At 40.4% G+C, this 17,419-nt stretch carries 16 protein-coding genes and 1 pseudogene; 9 read left to right on the top strand and 8 right to left on the bottom strand.

Annotated elements, in window-relative coordinates; genetic code table 11:
• Nucleotides 1-133: 133 nt before the first annotated feature.
• Nucleotides 134-514: a hypothetical protein gene (locus FD725_RS23975; RefSeq protein WP_256871730.1), complete on the top strand. Its 381-nt coding sequence runs from the start codon at nt 134-136 to the stop codon at nt 512-514.
• Between the two features lie 74 nt (nt 515-588).
• On the opposite strand, the gene FD725_RS23970 is transcribed toward FD725_RS23975, so the two are convergent.
• A complete protein-coding gene (locus tag FD725_RS23970) occupies nt 589-873 on the bottom strand; it encodes a type II toxin-antitoxin system VapB family antitoxin (protein WP_256871729.1) in 285 nt (94 codons plus the stop codon).
• A gap of 195 nt (nt 874-1,068) precedes the next feature.
• A pseudogene (locus FD725_RS23965) lies at nt 1,069-1,332 on the bottom strand (type II toxin-antitoxin system Phd/YefM family antitoxin); the annotation flags it as partial.
• A gap of 527 nt (nt 1,333-1,859) precedes the next feature.
• Between FD725_RS23965 and FD725_RS23960 the strand changes: the two are divergent.
• From FD725_RS23960 to FD725_RS23950, 3 genes are all read left to right on the top strand, one after another.
• Nucleotides 1,860-2,456 (top strand): hypothetical protein, encoded by a 597-nt coding sequence (locus tag FD725_RS23960; RefSeq protein ID WP_179050467.1) that lies wholly within the window; start codon nt 1,860-1,862, stop codon nt 2,454-2,456.
• Between the two features lie 65 nt (nt 2,457-2,521).
• On the top strand, nt 2,522-3,388 hold the full coding sequence (locus FD725_RS23955; protein ID WP_179050466.1) for an Rpn family recombination-promoting nuclease/putative transposase: 867 nt from the start codon (nt 2,522-2,524) through the stop codon (nt 3,386-3,388).
• On the top strand, nt 3,385-4,308 hold the full coding sequence (locus FD725_RS23950; protein WP_179050465.1) for an FTR1 family protein: 924 nt from the start codon (nt 3,385-3,387) through the stop codon (nt 4,306-4,308). The genes FD725_RS23955 and FD725_RS23950 overlap by 4 nt, the downstream gene beginning before the upstream one ends.
• Before the next feature lie 276 nt (nt 4,309-4,584).
• Here the strand turns inward: FD725_RS23950 and FD725_RS23945 are convergent, their stop codons facing one another.
• Both FD725_RS23945 and FD725_RS23940 read right to left on the bottom strand, forming a co-directional pair.
• On the bottom strand, nt 4,585-5,646 hold the full coding sequence (locus tag FD725_RS23945) for a molecular chaperone DnaJ (RefSeq protein ID WP_179050464.1): 1,062 nt from the start codon (nt 5,644-5,646) through the stop codon (nt 4,585-4,587).
• Nucleotides 5,647-5,786: 140 nt separating this feature from the next.
• Complete coding sequence (locus FD725_RS23940; protein ID WP_179050463.1) at nt 5,787-9,008, bottom strand: NACHT domain-containing NTPase; 3,222 nt, start codon at nt 9,006-9,008, stop codon at nt 5,787-5,789.
• 229 nt (nt 9,009-9,237) lie between these two features.
• On the opposite strand from FD725_RS23940, the gene FD725_RS23935 reads away from it, so the two are divergent.
• A complete protein-coding gene (locus FD725_RS23935; protein ID WP_179050462.1) occupies nt 9,238-10,020 on the top strand; it encodes a basic amino acid ABC transporter substrate-binding protein in 783 nt (260 codons plus the stop codon).
• Nucleotides 10,021-10,219: 199 nt separating this feature from the next.
• Here FD725_RS23935 and FD725_RS23930 read toward each other — a convergent pair whose 3' ends face one another.
• From FD725_RS23930 to FD725_RS23920, 3 genes are all read right to left on the bottom strand, one after another.
• The gene (locus FD725_RS23930; protein ID WP_179050461.1) at nt 10,220-10,936 is read right to left on the bottom strand and encodes a pirin family protein; all 717 of its coding nucleotides are present in this window, start codon (nt 10,934-10,936) and stop codon (nt 10,220-10,222) included.
• 257 nt (nt 10,937-11,193) lie between these two features.
• Nucleotides 11,194-11,760 (bottom strand): DNA starvation/stationary phase protection protein Dps, encoded by a 567-nt coding sequence (dps, locus tag FD725_RS23925; protein ID WP_179050460.1) that lies wholly within the window; start codon nt 11,758-11,760, stop codon nt 11,194-11,196.
• 280 nt (nt 11,761-12,040) lie between these two features.
• Complete coding sequence (locus FD725_RS23920; RefSeq protein ID WP_256871728.1) at nt 12,041-12,985, bottom strand: helix-turn-helix domain-containing protein; 945 nt, start codon at nt 12,983-12,985, stop codon at nt 12,041-12,043.
• A 174-nt stretch (nt 12,986-13,159) separates the two neighbouring features.
• Here FD725_RS23920 and FD725_RS23915 point away from each other — a divergent pair, with 174 nt between their 5' ends.
• Nucleotides 13,160-13,564, top strand: coding sequence for a thiol-disulfide oxidoreductase DCC family protein (locus FD725_RS23915; protein WP_179050459.1), 405 nt, complete (start codon nt 13,160-13,162; stop codon nt 13,562-13,564).
• A gap of 64 nt (nt 13,565-13,628) precedes the next feature.
• Nucleotides 13,629-14,726 (top strand): helix-turn-helix domain-containing protein, encoded by a 1,098-nt coding sequence (locus FD725_RS23910; protein ID WP_179050458.1) that lies wholly within the window; start codon nt 13,629-13,631, stop codon nt 14,724-14,726.
• A gap of 27 nt (nt 14,727-14,753) precedes the next feature.
• On the opposite strand, the gene FD725_RS23905 is transcribed toward FD725_RS23910, so the two are convergent.
• A complete protein-coding gene (locus FD725_RS23905) occupies nt 14,754-15,182 on the bottom strand; it encodes a hypothetical protein (RefSeq protein ID WP_179050457.1) in 429 nt (142 codons plus the stop codon).
• 446 nt (nt 15,183-15,628) lie between these two features.
• Here FD725_RS23905 and psbQ point away from each other — a divergent pair, with 446 nt between their 5' ends.
• On the top strand, nt 15,629-16,096 hold the full coding sequence (gene psbQ / locus FD725_RS23900) for a photosystem II protein PsbQ (protein WP_179050456.1): 468 nt from the start codon (nt 15,629-15,631) through the stop codon (nt 16,094-16,096).
• Nucleotides 16,097-16,216: 120 nt separating this feature from the next.
• Entirely contained in the window at nt 16,217-17,302 is a 1,086-nt protein-coding gene (locus tag FD725_RS23895; protein ID WP_179050455.1) for an FAD-binding oxidoreductase, read from the top strand.
• The last annotated feature ends 117 nt before the right edge of the window (nt 17,303-17,419 follow it).

Here is a 17,419-nt window from a genome sequence, read left to right as displayed (position 1 = left end):
TATTCAAGTTCCCAACCTCATCAATCAAGCTTTTATCTCCAAGATTCGTGTTCTGAACTGGAATGATGGAGTTGTGAGGGCGATCGCTCACCTTAAAAACCTGAAGCTTCGTGTTCGGAAGTGAGATGATGGGGTGATGAAGGCGATCGCTCACTCTAAAAACTTGAAGCTTCGTGTTCGGAAGTGGAATAATCGAGTTATGAAGGCGATCGCTCATCTAAAAAACCTGAAGCTTTGTGTTCTGAAGTGGGATGATGGGGTGATGAAGGCGATTGCTTATCTTAAAAACCTGAAGCTTTGTGTTCTGAAGTGGGATGATGGGGTGATGAAGGCGATTGCTCATTCTAATTGGCAAAACTTACGATCAAGAATTTTATCTAATGCTCAAGCTATCCAGCAACGGCGTAACAATCAACCCTTTGAACTAGAGATTGACCAAATCATTCACCAAATGCGAGAAGAACGGGATCAACAATTGAGCGAAGATTTGTTTCCCAGCAAAGAACAGTTATGACCAGACAATTTATTTGTGTGGATGCTAGTTTCATCGTTTGAAATAGTCTATCCATACACTTGAATCGACAAGAATCATGAATTTGTTCTGCTCTCATCAAGGTTGCCTTCCCATTTGAGATTACCTCGATAAGCCTTGATTTTTTCTTGCTGCTTTAGTTTAATCAGTGTTTTCAGTCCAAATTCAATTACTTCTTGTGTCGTCTTAAGTCCAGTGACTCTAATTGCTTCATCTAGCAGCTTTTCATTAATTACAAAATTAGTTTCCATCGTAGGTTTAGATGTTTGTACTACGATTTTACTGAAAACTTCGTGTTCTGAGGTGGAATGATGGGGTTGAAAAGGCGATCGCCTGTTCATATCTGTCCTCTACGTGCAAGAGCGCATAGGCAAACACCATCGTATCAATCACCATCAGGATTGTTCTGCTGATTTCCAAGTTTGCACCCGGCTTTCGGCTTCTATTGGTAAAGCTTCCGCCCGTTGACGAATACGCGCAAGCACTTCATTACGTTGTCTATGGTGTTTTGGCAAGAAATCACGGATTTCTTGTTCTATTTCATTGAAAAAATCTTCTGCTTTTGTCCCTTTACCTTCCTGCATCTGTTCCAAACCTTGTTTAATGCCCTTTAAAGTTTCTACCAACTCAGCAGCATCTAAAAGTTCCTGATAAGATTCTGCATCTTGAACAACTAACTCTGCTTTGCCATTAACAGTCAGCACTAAGGGTTGTTTTGTTTGCTTAATTTGCTGCAAAAACTCAGTAGTATTACGTTTAAACTCGGTGAGAGAATGTATATCTCTGGAGATGTTTATCATAAAAACATTTAATTAGCATCTAATACAATGCTAATGAGTATGTGTCAAGTTTGTCAATTAAGTTTTTAAATTTTCTCTACTGCTTCTCTTGACTAGATTAATGCGATCGCCTCACCTCAAAACAAGAAGAGCATCGCTCATCTTAAAAACTTGAAGCTTCGCTTCGTGTTCTGAGGTGGGATGATGGGGTTGTAAGGGCTATGCCTGCGGCGGGCTACGCCTACGCTCATCTTAAAAACCTGAAGCTTCGTGTTCTGAAGTGAGATGATGCACAAGCTAATTTTTCGTTTTGATTGGAGATAACCTATATTCTAGTAGAGATGGATTGCACAGGGAGCAATGCAATTTTGTGAGATGCGGAAGCAGGGGAGGAAGGGGAAGAAAAAGAAATAAGTGTATGAGCAATCCATTTCGGTAGTAAAAAGTACTGAAAATGTCTCTTTGCTCCCCCTGCTCCCTCTGCCTATTTCACGAGGATATTACTTTTTCGCGTTGCTTCCTTGTACGGTTGTACAACAGGTAAACTTATGTCTTACAGCGATTTCACCCTCAAGAAAGTGAAAGCTGAATTTAACCTCACCATAGTTGAGCGTCCCACATTTCTTGAGGAAATTGAACCCATAACTCCTAGCGAGTTTTTATCCATATTTCTGGAAAAGCACTTACCATTAGCTCTAGCAGTGAATACAGAAAAAGCCAGGTCTGAATGGTTGATCTCTCCAGTTCTTTTAGAAATTAAAGATAAGCTATCCAACCAAATTAGCTTATTTTCCGGCACTGATTTCACTGTTGATTCTTCGCTAGGGCTAAACGGAGTTTGTGATTTTCTAATTAGTAAATCAACAGAACAATTATTTATTGAAGCTCCAGCAGTGGTAATAGTGGAAGCCAAAAGAGAAGACTTAAATGCTGGGTTAGGACAGTGTATTGCGTCTATGATTGCTGCTCAAAAATTTAATCAACAAAATCAGACTCCCATTCCCACAATTTACGGAACCGTCACTACAGGCGATCGCTGGAAATTTCTAAAATTAGAAGCAACTATTGTTACCATCGGGTTGCTGGAGTATAATATACCTCCGGTTAATCAACTGCTAGGTATGTTAACAAGCTTTGTATCTTAATATTTTTTCAGTTCAGGTCGTCGTCGTACATTTTTCTTCCTACTTCACTAATTGCTTAAATCCAGGTGCAAACAGACAAAATATTCTACAGCCTATTTCAGGCGTTCCCAAGTATATTTTTTGCCATTATTGGCAACACAGAGATTAACCCAAATACTTATGAGTTTGTGTCAATTGAAGTCAAGGAAACCGCCTTCCGCATTGATGGAGTATTTAAACCTGTAACTGAAACCAGAGAAGAACCACTCTATTTTGTTGAAGTCCAGTTTCAGCTAGATGCCAAATTTTATCGGCGCTTCTTTGCCGAAATCCATCTGTACCTGCGGCAAAATCCATCTGTAAATTTTTGGCGTGCTGTTGTCATTTATCCCCAACGCATCATAGAAACAGATGATCAAGAACCTTATCGTTTGATGTTGGATAGTTTTCAAGTACAGCGTATTTATTTAGACGAATTAGGTACAGCCACCGAAAAACCCCTGCAATTGGCAATTGTGCAATTAATCATTGCCAGTGAAGCAGCAGCAATTGATCAAGGAAGACGACTGATTATACAGGCAAAGCAAGAATTAACAGATGAAGTCAACAAAAAACAAATTGTAGAATTGATAGAAACGATCTTGCTATACAAATTTACCAACTTAAGCCGAGAGGAGGTAGCAGCTATGTTAGGCATAGATGACGAATTCAAAAAAACCAGAATGTATCAGTCTATCAAGGAAGATGGACTAGCAGAGGGAAGACAAGAAGGTAGACAAATAGGAATACAAGAAGGTAGACAAGAAGGTAGACAAGAAGGTAGACAAGAAGGTAGACAAGAAGCAAAGTTAGAAGCTATTCCTCGTTTGTTGGCTTTGGGGTTGAGTGTGGAACAGATAGCAGGTGCTTTAGATTTGACAGTGGAGCAAGTGCAGCAAGCGGTAATTTTATGAATTGGAGTGCTGCGTTACCAACTTTTTTGATCACCTTGAGAGAAGGTGTAGAAGCTGCTTTAGTTGTCGGGATTGTTTTTGCCTGTTTACAGCAGGCGGAACAGCAAAAACTGCATCGTTGGGTATATTTAGGAATTTTGAGTGCGACTGTAGCTAGTTTTGTAGTTGGTTTGTTGCTAAATTTAGGTATCCAAGGCTTGCAGACATCTGAGTATATCTATGCACCTGTTTTCAAACAATTATTTGAGATGGGACTGGGTGTAATTGCGATCGCTATGCTCAGTTGGATGTTAATTTGGATGACACAACAAGCTAAATTTCTCAAAGCCGAAATTGCAGGCTCGGTGAAAAGTGCTTTAGAGCAAAATCACAAAGCAGCCTGGGCAATTTTTAGCCTGATTTTTATTGCTGTATTTCGAGAAGGCTTAGAGACGGCTGTGTTTATCGTTGCTAAGTTTTCCGAAGGCTGGATACCTGTAGTGGGAGCGATCGCTGGATTAAGTATGGCAGTCTTAATAGGGATGCTGTTATTCAAATGGAGTATCCGGATTAATTTGCAACAATTTTTTCAAGCGATGGGTGTATTACTGTTGCTTATCGTGTCTGGGTTGGTGATTTCGGCTTTACGACATCTAGATGCAGCTGTTGTAGCTTTTAGCCAAATCAACTCCACAGTACATCATACTTGCGGACTAGATAACACCTCATGCGTTTTAGGCCCCTTAATTTGGGATTTATCAGGAATTTTACCAGATCGCCAGTTTCCTGGCATTTTGCTGAAAACCCTATTTGGCTATACTCAAAAACTTTATCTTGTTCAGGCGATCGGCTATCTGCTATTTTGGGTGATTGTAGGCAGCTTATACTTCCGCAGTCTTAGCCAACCCACACAACTCAATCCAGCTACAAAACCTAATTAGGGCTTGCTGAAAAGTAGGCAATAGGCAATAGGCAATAGGCAATAGGGTTATAGAAAATGAATATATACTCACATCTTGCCCCTAGCCCTAGCGATTAGAAATCGCGGCTATAGTCCAATACGGTTCAGTTAAGGCTAAAAACTACAACTGGTGTAGGTGTAGTATCAAGACTTTGTTAGGTTTCGCTGTTGCTCAACCCAACCTACTTTTCTGCTAATGACTATTGACTATTGACCATTGACCATTGACTATTGACCATTGACCAATGACCAATGACTAAAAATTCATCACAACCCCATCCAATTCTGACAACATCTGCTCAAGCATATCTTCCATCATTTCTTGCTTCAACGAGTCGAGATTGGCTGGGCCATTGAGGAATTCTTTAATAGATATTTTCTTTTCGCTAAAATCCTTGACAAAATTACGAATTTCTGAAGCGAAAGTAATTTGCACTTCTACAGTTTCTAACATTTGAGCAATAGGATCAACACCGTGTTTTGCAGCTTTGCGTGCGTCAGTAACCATTGCTCCTTCAGGAGTATTTTTTGCTAGGCGTAATTCTCGTTTCAAGTTTTCATATTGAGTTACAAGAATTTCATTTTGTTGTTCTAAAGTTTTACACTTGCGTGTTAAATCATCTTCACTATTATTATCAATAGTTTCCCCAACCTCATGCTGTCGCTCAATTTCTAAAAGCCTAGCTAAATCTCCTTCTTGATAGGCTTTATTGATTTCCTTCATGATTTCTGTGTGGTACATTTGGGTTTCGCTATCTTTTACCTTATCTGGGTGAAAGATTTCCGCTAACCTAAGAAATGTTTGCCGCACTTTTCTAGATTCATCGGTTCTGCTGACAGCCGGGAATTCTGAATCCTGTGGTGCTTGTCTATATTGATGGTGGCGAGAATTGAAGTCTTGAGCATCATCTTCAGATTCGCTATTATCAAACATCTCATCTAGCTCTAAATCTGCATCTTCTCTATCTAACTTTGGACTAATAATTCCTGCCATCTGGAGGTTGAGATAAACTGCTCTGATTTTTTTCTCAGTTTGTTTACTAAGGTTGCGGCTACTAAAAATTTCGGCAAACAGTGCATGGATTTCTTGATCGATCTCAGCCATTTTTTTGAAGCTAGGACTGGCTCGATGAAATACATCTGTTGCGAGCGATCGCATTTTTTCGACAAAGTTCTTCAGTTCTGTTCGCTTCCTCTTGATATTCTTCAGCAGAGTCTGATGTTCTTTTTCTAAACCCTCCAAGCGAATATGTAGCTGGGAGAGTGCCAACGGGGTGGCAGGTTTAGAGTGAGTGGTGGTGGTAGTTTTTCGAGGCATGGAAGACGCAAGTGAGTTCAGGATTTACAAGAAAACAGAACTGTGAAAGCCTTTAAGTCAATGCTCACGGAAGATGTCTTCTTGATGATACATGATCCCCACCGAAGCGCATCTTGTTAATTACAATTGCTTCCAACTCCTCATGACTCCGCTACCACCAACTCCCACAGCACATCAATCCCATTCCCCAAATACTCTGAATCCTGATGTTGTGATATCCATTGTGCGATCGTAGCCGTAATATCACTAGATTTCTTGCCCAAATTGCCCAATGCCTCAGCAGCCCTAGAACACACAAGTCCACTCTTATCCTGAAGTAAAGCCAGCAATTGAGAGACTACTTCTGGCGCAGCGTTGCCCAATTTGCCCAATGCAGAAGCAGCATCGCAACGCACACGCTCACTCTCATCCTGGAGTAAAACCAACAGTTGAGAGACTATCTCTGGTGCAGCGTTGCCCAATTTGCCCAATGCAGAAGCAGCATCGCAACGCACACGCTCACTCTCATCCTGGAGTAAAACCAACAGTTGAGAGACTATCTCTGGTGCAGCGTTGCCCAAATTACCCAATGCAGAAGCAGCATCGCAACGCACACGCTGACTCTCATCCTGGAGTAAAGCCAATAGTTGTGAGACTACCTCTGGCGCAGCATTGCCCAATTTGCTCAATGCAAAAGCAGTAGCAGAACGCACATCTTCATTATCACTCTCATCCTGGAGTAAAGCCAGCAGTTGTGAGACTACCTCTGGCGCAGCATTGCCCAATTTGCCCAATGCAGAAGCAGCAGAGTAACGCACAAGCTTACTCTTATCCTGGAGTAAAGCCAGTAGTTGTGAGACTACCTCTGGCGTAGTGTTGCCTAAATTGCCCAATGCAGAAGCAACAGAGTAACGTACAAGCTCACTCTTATCCTGGAGTAAAGCCAGCAGTTGTGAGACTACCTCTGGCGTAGTGTTGCCCAAATTGCCCAATGCAGAAGCAACAGAGTAACGTACAAGCTCACTCTTATCCTGGAGTAAAGCCAGCAGTTGTGAGACTACCTCTGGCACAGTGTTGCCCAATTTACCTAATGCCTCAGTAGTAGAGAAACGCACACCTTCAATCGGATTCTGGAGTAAAGCCAGTAATTCTGCTAATACTTGCTCTTTTTCACCTAAAGCTGCGCGATATTCTCTTAATCGATGTTCACCTATCAAATCTGCTGACGCTTTCAAAATTTGTAAAGCTTGAGATTGAAACTTAGTTTCATTTAAACTGCAAAGAATTTTAAAAACCTGAGCTTTAATCTTGCTACCTACTCGTCGAAAATCACCTGCTTCCAAATTTACTAATCGTTGCAAAATATCTGTAATCAAATCGCTATCAGATAATTGTAAATCTTCACCTAAACAATTACCTGCAAACAAAAGATTGCGGTGCAACCACTGCTCATAAGGCGTATGGCGTTGCAGAATTGCTTCAATAACTTTTTTCGGGTTGCTACGCTTTTGTTGTGCTATTAATAGCAATAACACTTCTCGCCAGTGGGAATCATGTAGGTGTTTTTCAATATGTTCTAGTACTTCATCAAAGCTTTCTTCTTGGCGAACCCTTATTTCTTCAGCCGTCAAGTATTCCTGAAATGTTTTATGCACAAAAGCATATATATCTTGACCTTGTTCATTTAACAAACCACTACGCTCTCTAATGTGGTCAACAAAGCGTTCGGCTTCAGCTTTAGCTTGATGTTTTTGGACTTGGTAATTGAATTCAATAATATATTTACTTAATTGAGTAATTAACTCATCTTTATCTATTAGTGTACCACCTTCTTGATCACCGTTTCTTGGTTGAGTATGAATCCAGTAAGCTAGACGTTGCAGCAATTCTTTTATATCGCTGGCGTTAATATAATCAAGTTTACATTTACCAATTTGCTTGACTTCATCCCAGTTAATCAAGAGAGTATCAACGGCTTGTTCATATAGTTTATATCGCTGTCTAGGAAGATAAGCTTGGTAGCGATGTATCAAGGCAATAATTGTTAGGAGTAACGGGTTGCGTGCTAATAACTTAATTCGTGCTTGTTCCCCTAATGCTTTCTTTAAACTTTCTTGGCATTGTCGTGATTCTTCTGGATTTTTTGGTAAGCGACTGTCATACCATTTCTGGATAAACAAGTCAATTTGGCTATCATCAAATTTTTCTAATCTATAATGTGGGAAATTATCGGTGCGGAAATAATTTCGGCTATAACCGGCTGGACGTGATGTAATAATCGCCCGATTTTGTGAATATTGTCCGAGAAAGGTTTCAATATTTTTTACGAATTCATAACGCTTGCTTGCGTCAGCAATCTCATCTAAGCCATCGAGGAGAATTAATGCTCGTCCATCTTCTAACCAATGCTCAAAGAAACCTTTTGGTAACTCGGCTTTAAGATATATATTTTTAGCAAAATCTCGGATATATTCTAAGATGTTTGGATTGACGGCTCTAGCTAAATCTCTAATTCTAATCAAAATTGGCAGCAAGTCTATATCTGCTGGTAATCCCAGTTGTTCAGCTTGATTCTCTGCCAGGATGACAGCAAAGTAACTCATCAAAGTTGTTTTACCAACTCCCGGTTCCCCTAATAAAACAAATTTACCAGATGAGCTTTCTTTCAGCAGTTGTTGGGCTGAAAATTTTCTTTCACTACGTTGTTCATCCTGAGATAATTTGTCCTGGATTTTATCAATAAGCTGATTATCTTTTAAACTCTTCAATCCTAGAAATTGCCTAAAATTAAATTCTCTATAATCCGCCTGTTCAACTACATTAGGCATCACAAAAATCTCTGGCAGCTTGGCAAACTTTTCTTCTTCTCTAGTTGCTACTTTTAATCCCACAAATTCTACATCATCAAAATATTTTACTAGTTGTTTAAGATAATCTGCCTTGGCAAGCCGGAATTTTAAATATGTATTCGTATGCTCAAAGTACGCATCAGTGAATCTTTTAAGCCAATTTTCAATACTCTGTGGGGGAAATTTTAATTGGGAATTTTGTGATGTAATATCTTTAAACTTAGCAATTAGAAATTCTAGATTTGGCGTAGTCTGATCTTTGAGAGGCTTTTGTAATTCTTCTTGTACTCCCGTATCTTTGAGAAACTGCTGAAGAATATCTGCACTCTGCTTGTCATCACAATGATAGAATAGCTGCTGCGTCACAGGTTGCTTTTTATCACCATTTTCAGCAGAGTTGATTCCGAATTGTAGGGCTTTTTCTAAGTCTGTAGGGTTGAATTGACTGTTAAGTTTAGTAACCACTTGTTTTGCAATTCCTGGAAGTACTGCTTTCCCTAGTCCAGTTGCCAAGGTTGCCAGTTCTAGACTCATGTTGTTTTTAATACATTATTTTATTCATACTAACTTAAATATGATGTAGTAGTATTTAGTAGGTTGGATGTAGCGTTCGCGTAGCGTCCCGTAGGGAAGCGTAACCCAACATGATCTGAGGAACTCAATGTATATCTTGGTGTTGGGTTACTCTCCGAGAAGGCTTACGCCTACGTTCCTCAACCCAACCTACATTTAAATATTACTTAGATTTATTTGGCAGGAAATATTGCTTAATTTTAAGTGGCAACATTTAATTCTGAGTTTGGCTTGTATATTATTGATTATTGCCTGTAATAGTTCCTCACCCAATATACAGCCAGATAAACCAGTTATCAAGGTAGCAACAGATCCGACATTTATTCCGTTTGAATTCCAAACGCCTCAAGGTGAAGTGGTGGGATTTGATATTGATTTGATGAAAGCGATCGCTCAAGCGGCAAATTTCACAGTAAACTTTGAAAGTCTACCTTTTGATGGCATGATTTCCACCTTGCAAGCGCAAAAAGTCGATGCTGCCATTAGTGGAATTACCATTACACCTGAACGCCTCAAAACTATTGCCTTTTCTCGACCTTACTTTAAAGCCGGACTAGCCATTACTGTTAGGGAAGATAATAAAGATATCAAAAACTTTCAAAGTCTCCAAGGTAGACAAATAGGTGTACAAATTGGTTCAACTGGGGCAGATTTTGCTAAAACTATTCCCAATGCTAAAATTATCACTTTTAATTCCGGCCCGGATTTTTTTCAAGATTTAATTAATGGTAATGTCGAAGCAGTCATTAGCGATGCTTTTGCTACTTTGTATGCAATTAACAATGGCAAAATCAAAGGGATAAAAATTGTTGCTGATTTACTCACAGAAGAATATTACGGTATTGCCACACCTCAAAAATCTCCCTATTTAGACAAAATTAATCAAGGGATAGCAACTATTTTATCCAATGGTAAATACAAGCAAATCTATCAGCAATGGTTCCAATATGAACCTCCTCAATTACCCAGGTAATTGTAGTTTTCTAAAACTCTGTATGTAGAGATGCAAGAGGTTGTTTGCAAAGTACATTGCTGTGATTTTCAGCAAAAACTATCCCCCCTAGCCAAAAAAAGAGGAAGTAGAGACGTAGCAATGCTACGTCTTTACAAGGATTTTCGGTAACACAAAATTACATTCAGTCGATGCCTATTGAGTGCATGATGAAGGAATCTCAACCTAAATCAAACAGTAAAAATTCTGTACCGATATTAGTACTAATTTCTAACTGTTCCTCACTGTTGATTTGTACACCATCGCCTGCTCTGAGTTCTTCACCATTCAAATTGGCTACACCTTGAGCAATTTGTAACCAAGCATAGCGATCGCCTTGCACATGATAACTCACCACATCACCAGGTTCGAGAATAGAGGCGTACAAATTAACATCTTGGTGAATAATTACAGCACCATCACGCCCATCTTTAGCCGCAACTAAACGGAGCTTACCCCGTTTATCTGCTAAAGTAAAAGCTTTTTGTTCATATCTAGGTGCTAATCCTTTTTCATCAGGTAAAATCCAGATTTGCAATAGGTGGAGAGGTTCAGTTTGTGAGTGATTAAATTCGCTGTGCTGAATTCCCGTTCCTGCACTCATAATTTGTACATCACCCGGACGAATTACCGAACCAGTACCTAAGCTATCTTTATGCTCTACTGCACCTGATAAAACATAGGTAAGAATTTCCATATCACGATGACCGTGTGTAGGAAATCCCGCACCAGGAGCAATTCTATCATCATTAATTACTCTCAAAGAACGAAATCCCATCCGATTGGGGTCATAAAAATTACTGAAGGAAAATGTATGGTAACTATCGAGCCAACCAGTTTGACTACGACCCCGTGCGTTTCTATCATGAATTAGATGAGTAATTGTATTTTGAGACATAAATTCACCTCGGTAATTTGATAATTCGTAATTCTTAGAGATACTCCGCCCCGATTATTTTGCTGTTTTTTCGGCTTCTGTTTGAACTATTTAAATAGTAAATTATTGCAATAGGAAATGAAAAGTACGTACTAAAAAGTGCTGTAGTTACCAAAAAGATACTATAAAATACATCCCCGATTTATTGCAGAAATCGAGGATGTATAGCTTACCAAAAATAAAATAAGAAAGGTGACTACAGATTCCCTAAAGAAAGCTTATCTCACACTAGCAGGCTGTTGAGTTTTACTACTAGCGACACCATTTTCTCCCTTAATTTCTGACACTTGTAAATGGGCTTCTAAGAACCAGAGACGCTTGTCAATAGTGCGAGAAATTTCGGTGTAAAGGTCTGCTGTATCAGCATCACCTAAATCATCAGTTTTAGCGATCGCTTCTCTGATATGTTTAGCATAAGGGGCAAAGCGATCGGCTAGCGCTGCTACATACTCTTTTCCATCCAAAATATCAAAGGGGAATTCTGGCAGGATAGAAGCTTTAGCGGCGGTGCGAACTGTACCCACAGCATATCCACCTAAAGCTGTAATTCTTTCTGCAACAGTGTCGATGAATTCTTCTAATTCACCAGCCAATTCATCAAACAATTCGTGCAATTGATAGAAATCAGTCCCTTTAACATTCCAATGGGCTTGCTTGGCCTGAGTTTTTAAGTCTAATGTGGCTGCTAAAGTTTGGTTGAGGATACCGACAATTTGCACTCGTGCTTCAGCAGGAATATCAATGCGAGTGGGATAGAGACGTGATGACAGAGTATTATCACTCATGATTCTACCTAATGGCTTCTACGAATTAACTCTCTAGATAGTAGTATTAAGCGCCCATTTAGCGAAACTCTCTAACGATAGATAGCATCCAGGCAAATATAAATTCTATTGATGGATGCCGTAAAAAGCTGAATACGCTATATTTGGCCTGTTTTGCAGCTCATTTTAGTACTGAGTGCTGAGTGAGGGAGTGAGGGAGTGAGGGAGTGCTGAGTGCTGAGTTGTGAGTGCTGAGTAATTAATTATTCTCCTCTGCTCCTCTGCTCCCCTGCTCCCCTATCTAAATTTTCACCTGTTCTCTGTAAGCTCTGGGTGTAATACCTATGAGTTTACGGAAGACATTGGTAAAATGGCTCTGGCTTTGAAAACCCACTTGTTCGCATATTTGATCAATAGTTGTGTTGGTTCGCGTCAGTAGTTTTTTGGCGCGTTCAATTCGGCAATTCATAATATATTGATGCGGTGCAGAACCAGTTGATTGTTTGAATTGACGAGAAAAATGATACATACTCATGCCCACTTCCTTAGAAATATCTAGCAAAGTTAAATCTTTGTCCAGATTTTCCTGAATGTAGGAAATTGCTTGTCGTAGTTTCCAGTGTGATAAACCCTTATCTTTGGGATAGTAGAGATTTGTTTCACTGGTGACACAATAGTGTTTCAGCAGATGAATACAGAGTGTGGTTGTGAGAGATTCAATGTAAACACGACTCTCCTGACTATCAGCTTCTAGTTCCGATTTGAGTACTAAGCCAATTTGCTGAATTAGAGGATCAGGTGCAGCAAAACGCGGTTTGATTTCTACGTTTTCTAAATTGCCAGCTTCGATAGCCATACGTGTAAAAAAAGCCGGTTCCAGACTGAGAATTAAAAAATCTGCATCTGATTGCCAGCGTGATATGTGGTGAGTATGAGCTGGGATAATAGCCACATCTCCTTTGACTATATTTTCGTCCTGAAAGCGTCCATCAAATACTCGCTCGGCTTTCACTACTGTTGGTTTTAAACTGATGCTAATTACGTGTTGTTGGGTGATATGTTCCGGCGTTTCGTGGGCGGGTTGTTGGTGAATGTCTAAACGCAGACCTTCCCATTTGGTATGGTAGCTGGTAATTATAGGCGATCGCGGTAGTATTTCTGAGTAGGCATCTTTTTGAGTAAAGTCAACAGTTAAGATTTTCTCTTCCGACATCGTTTTCATCCCAAGGATGTTGGGTTTAGCCATAACAATGAACTCAATGTTTCAGAAAGCTTGGATTATTGTTTGTCAAAGGAGGTTGTTTGAGGGTATATAAGTAAACCTAATGTATAATTAAGGGAAAACGCACATAATAAATTACATATTAAAATATTTTGTGTGCTAAATACTTAAATAAATATCAAAATATTCGTAAATTCTATGAATTATCATGTTATCTACGACGGCAACTGTAATCTCTGCGTTACTTTAGTGCAATTGTTAGAAACATTAGACCAAGGAAAGCTGTTTGATTACACCCCTATGCAAGATGAGCAAACCCTCACCCAATGGGGGATTACATCTCAAGATTGCCAACAGGGGATGATTCTGATTGATGGCAATACACCCACAAGACGTTGGCAAGGTAGTGATGCGGCTGAAGAAATCGGCCGCTTGTTACCCCTTGGCAGCGTATTTGTAGAAGCCTATCGAGCCTTGCCAGGGGTAAAATGGGTAGGCGATCGCTTTTACGCCCAAATCCGTGACAATCGCTATACCCTGTTTGGTAAACGCTCTAGTACTTATCAATCTGCTTATTGTGCTGACGGTAAATGTAATCCGTAACTTGACCGTGGTCTTGACTGGAGTAAAGTAACCACTGTTAGAATACTCGGAGTGGAAAATACACATGGAAAATAAGATCCAAAACCAGTACAAGCCTAACTACGTTTCTCCTCCAGGGGAAACTCTTCTGGAAGTCTTAGAAGAGAGAGGAATGTCTCAAGCAGAACTGGCAGAACGAACAGGAAGACCTAAAAAAACAATTAATGAAATTATCAATGGTAAAGCTGCAATTATATCAGAAACAGCATTACAGCTAGAGAGGTTGTTAAATATCCCAGCTAGTTTTTGGAACAACCGGGAACAAAGATACCGAGAATTTTTAGCTCGACAAGAAGAACAAGAACGCCTAAAAAAACAAGTCGAGTGGCTCGGCATGATTCCAGTAAAAGCCATGATGAAGTTTGGCTGGATTCAGTTCTATCAAGATCAGGTTGAACAGTTGCGGGAAGTCCTAAATTTTTTCGCCGTCGCCTCCCCTGAACAGTGGGAGGAAATTTGGTCTAGTAATCATATATATTTTCGTAAGTCTCAAACATTTCCCAGTGATCCTGGTGCTATTGCTGCTTGGCTACGTCAAGGAGAAATTGCAGCAGCGAAAATTGCTTGTGCTAAATATGATGCCAATAGCTTTAGGAAAGTACTACAAAATATCCGCACTCTGACAGTTGAACCACAGGAAATTTTTCAACCGCAAATCATCAAGTTGTGTGCAGAGTCTGGTGTAGCTGTAGTTTTTGTACCGGAACTTCCTAAAACTCGCATTAGTGGAGCAACTCATTGGTTGAATCCGGATAAAGCATTAATTCAACTTAGTCTCCGCTACAAAACCAATGCTCATTTGTGGTTTGACTTCTTTCACGAGGCTGGCCATATCTTGCTGCATGGTAAGCGGGATTTTTTCTTGGAAGGGATAGATACTTTATCTACAGAGGATGAAGAAAAAGAAAAAGAAGCAAATCAATTCTCTGAGAATATACTTATTCCTCAAGGGCAATTAAAAAAATTCCTAGCATCAGGTAAGCAACGCACTAAAGCAGGCATTGAAGAATTTGCTGCTGAAATTGGTATTGCACCAGGAATTATCGTAGGAAGACTCCAGCATGATCAAGTCCTACCACCTAGTCATTGCAACGACCTAAAACAAAAGCTTAAGTGGGTGTGAAATCAGCAAAAAAGTCAATAATACCCACTAATCACTAGATTTATTAAACACCTCTAAAATCTGGCGACAAACTAGTTTCAGCTTCTCCCCAACTTCTGAAGTAGGCGAAACTTCACCAACAAAACTCCAGTTTTCCACAGTAGACAAGCGCCAAACCTCACCACGATGATCAAAACCAGCTACTTCCATACCTATGGCACGGCGTAACTTGGTTATCGGGTCTTGGTAAAAGCGGATTTGAATTAAAACACTACGACTACGCCAAGATTTGCTCACCCCAGGAAAATGAAAACCAATATCAATGGATTCTGGATCAACTAACTCTCTAGTTTCTGGATCATTCTTCCAAGGTTTTAAATCTGACTTAGCATCAGGAAACTCAAATTTGAATAAATTCACTGCTGTAGCAATCTTGCTGGCGAGTTCGAGGTTAGTTGCCTGTTCAGATGCGTTCACGACGAAAACACTCCTTCATTTTGTAGCTCTAGGGGAATGCGACAACAGAAAACCGCCAGAAGGCTTATCATATTGGTGCTTTAGCTTATCAATCTCCAAGCAATTTAGCAACTCCATATCACGCTTTCCTTACATGATAGTCAGCAGGGGACAGGTGACAGGGGATAGGTGACAGGGGATAGGGGATAGGGGATGGGGAGATGGGGGGATAGGGAGATGGAGAACAGAGCGAAAAACTATCATTTTGACTATTGACTAATGACTCTCTTGAGTAATTGTACTCAAAAAACTCAAAAATTGCTGACACTGCATATCTTGTGGAAAATACTCATAAATAATCTGGAAAATTTTCTGCAAAATCATGTTCTCGATAGGAACGATAAGCTACCCCAGCGATCTAAAATTACACTGTGAATCGGTAAAAGAAAACCAAACAATTTCAGTGTATGGCGCGTCAACGCTCAATCATTTCTTTAATTCTGGTATTACTCGCAACTTTCCTTATTAGTTGTGGTAGTCCGACGACAGCAGTTGCACCTCCAACTTATACAACTGCTCAACTGGAGAAAATCCAAGGATATTCCCCAGAAATTCAGGCTGTGCGCGATCGCTCAGACGAATTGAAAACTTTGATCCAAAAAGGTGAATGGATCGATGTAGGTAATTTTATCCATGGCCCCATTACAGAAGCTAGGTTGACAATGACATACATCACACCCAACCTACTACCTAAAGACCAACCTACAGCACGTCAAATCACTAAAGATTTGCTCAATCACCTAGTTAAAATCGATCAGGCTGCGACAGCTGGTAATACTCAACTTGCCTTGAGTAACTATAAAGCCGCTTATGCAGATATTGACAAGTTCGTCGAGCTGCTGCCTGAAACTAGTACTCAATCAGAGGCTAGCTAGAATAGGAGACAAGAGGTGTAGGGTTGTAGGGGTGCAGAAAAAAATAATAATTTCTACTCCCTCACTCCCTCACTCCCTCACTCAGCACTCATCACTCCCTCACTCCCAATCCCTGAACTCATGAATGTAGCGATAATTGGTTGTGGCGTAGTTGGGGCAGCGATCGCCTATGAACTCAGTCAAGTCCCAGGCATCAAAATCACAGTTTTTGACCGACAACCACCCGCACAAGCCTCTACAGGTGCAGCATTAGGGGTTTTAGTAGGCATCATCAGCCAAAAAGTTAAGGGCAAGGCTTGGCAGATGCGGCAAACAAGTGTTCAGCGTTATGAAACTTTAATACCTGAACTCGAAGCAATTACAGGACGTACAATTCCTTTCAACCGTCAAGGTATTCTTAGTCTTTGTTTGGAAGCAGAAAATTCAGAACTTTGGGAAAAATTAGTAGCTATTCGTCACTCCCAAGGCTGGGAATTAGAAATTTGGGACACAGCAAAACTCCAACAGATTTGTCCCCAAGTTAATCATCCGCAAGTTACTGGCGCTGTCTACTCTCCACAAGACCGCCAACTAGATCCAACAGCTTTAACTTTAGCTTTAGTTGAGGCAGCCCAACATCATGGTGTGACTTTTCAATTTGGTGTGACTGTGTTAAGTTTACCTACCACAGCAGCGACTAAATGTACATCTGTCGAGACGACAGCAGGCAAAATCACCGCCGATTGGATCATTATCTCAGCTGGTTTAGGTTCGACAGCCTTGACAGCACAGCTTGAGCAAAAAATAGATATTCGTCCTGTACTGGGACAAGCTTTACAACTGCGCTTAGGACATCTTCAGGGAAATCCAGACTTTCAACCAGCAATCACTGGTAATGACGTGCATATTGTCCCTATCGGTGGTGGTGACTATTGGATAGGTGCAACCGTCGAGTTCCCCAGTAATGGCGATGAGATACTACCAAATCACGAACTATTAGCATCTGTCAAACAACAAGCAATTTCCTTCTGTCCAGAGTTAGCATCTGCTGAAATTATCCGCACTTGGTCAGGATTACGTCCCCGTCCTGAAGGTCGTCCAGCACCTGTCATTGGTGAATTACCTGGATTTAGCAACATTCTCCTGGCAACAGGACACTATCGCAACGGGGTTTTACTCGCACCAGCAACAGCTATGGCAATTCGTGAGAAGATTATCTCTCAATAAGGTTGGGGAATGGGTATTGGGTATTGGGTATTGGGTATTGGGTATTGGGTATTGGGTATTGGGTATTGGGTACTGGGTAATATTCATAATCTATGACCAATCACCAATCACCAATTA

It is taken from the genome of Nostoc sp. TCL26-01 (assembly GCF_013393945.1).
Taxonomy (GTDB): Bacteria; Cyanobacteriota; Cyanobacteriia; order Cyanobacteriales; family Nostocaceae; genus Trichormus.
The sequence above is the reverse complement of the archived record's forward strand: the minus strand, read 5'-3'. Positions and strand labels throughout refer to the sequence as shown.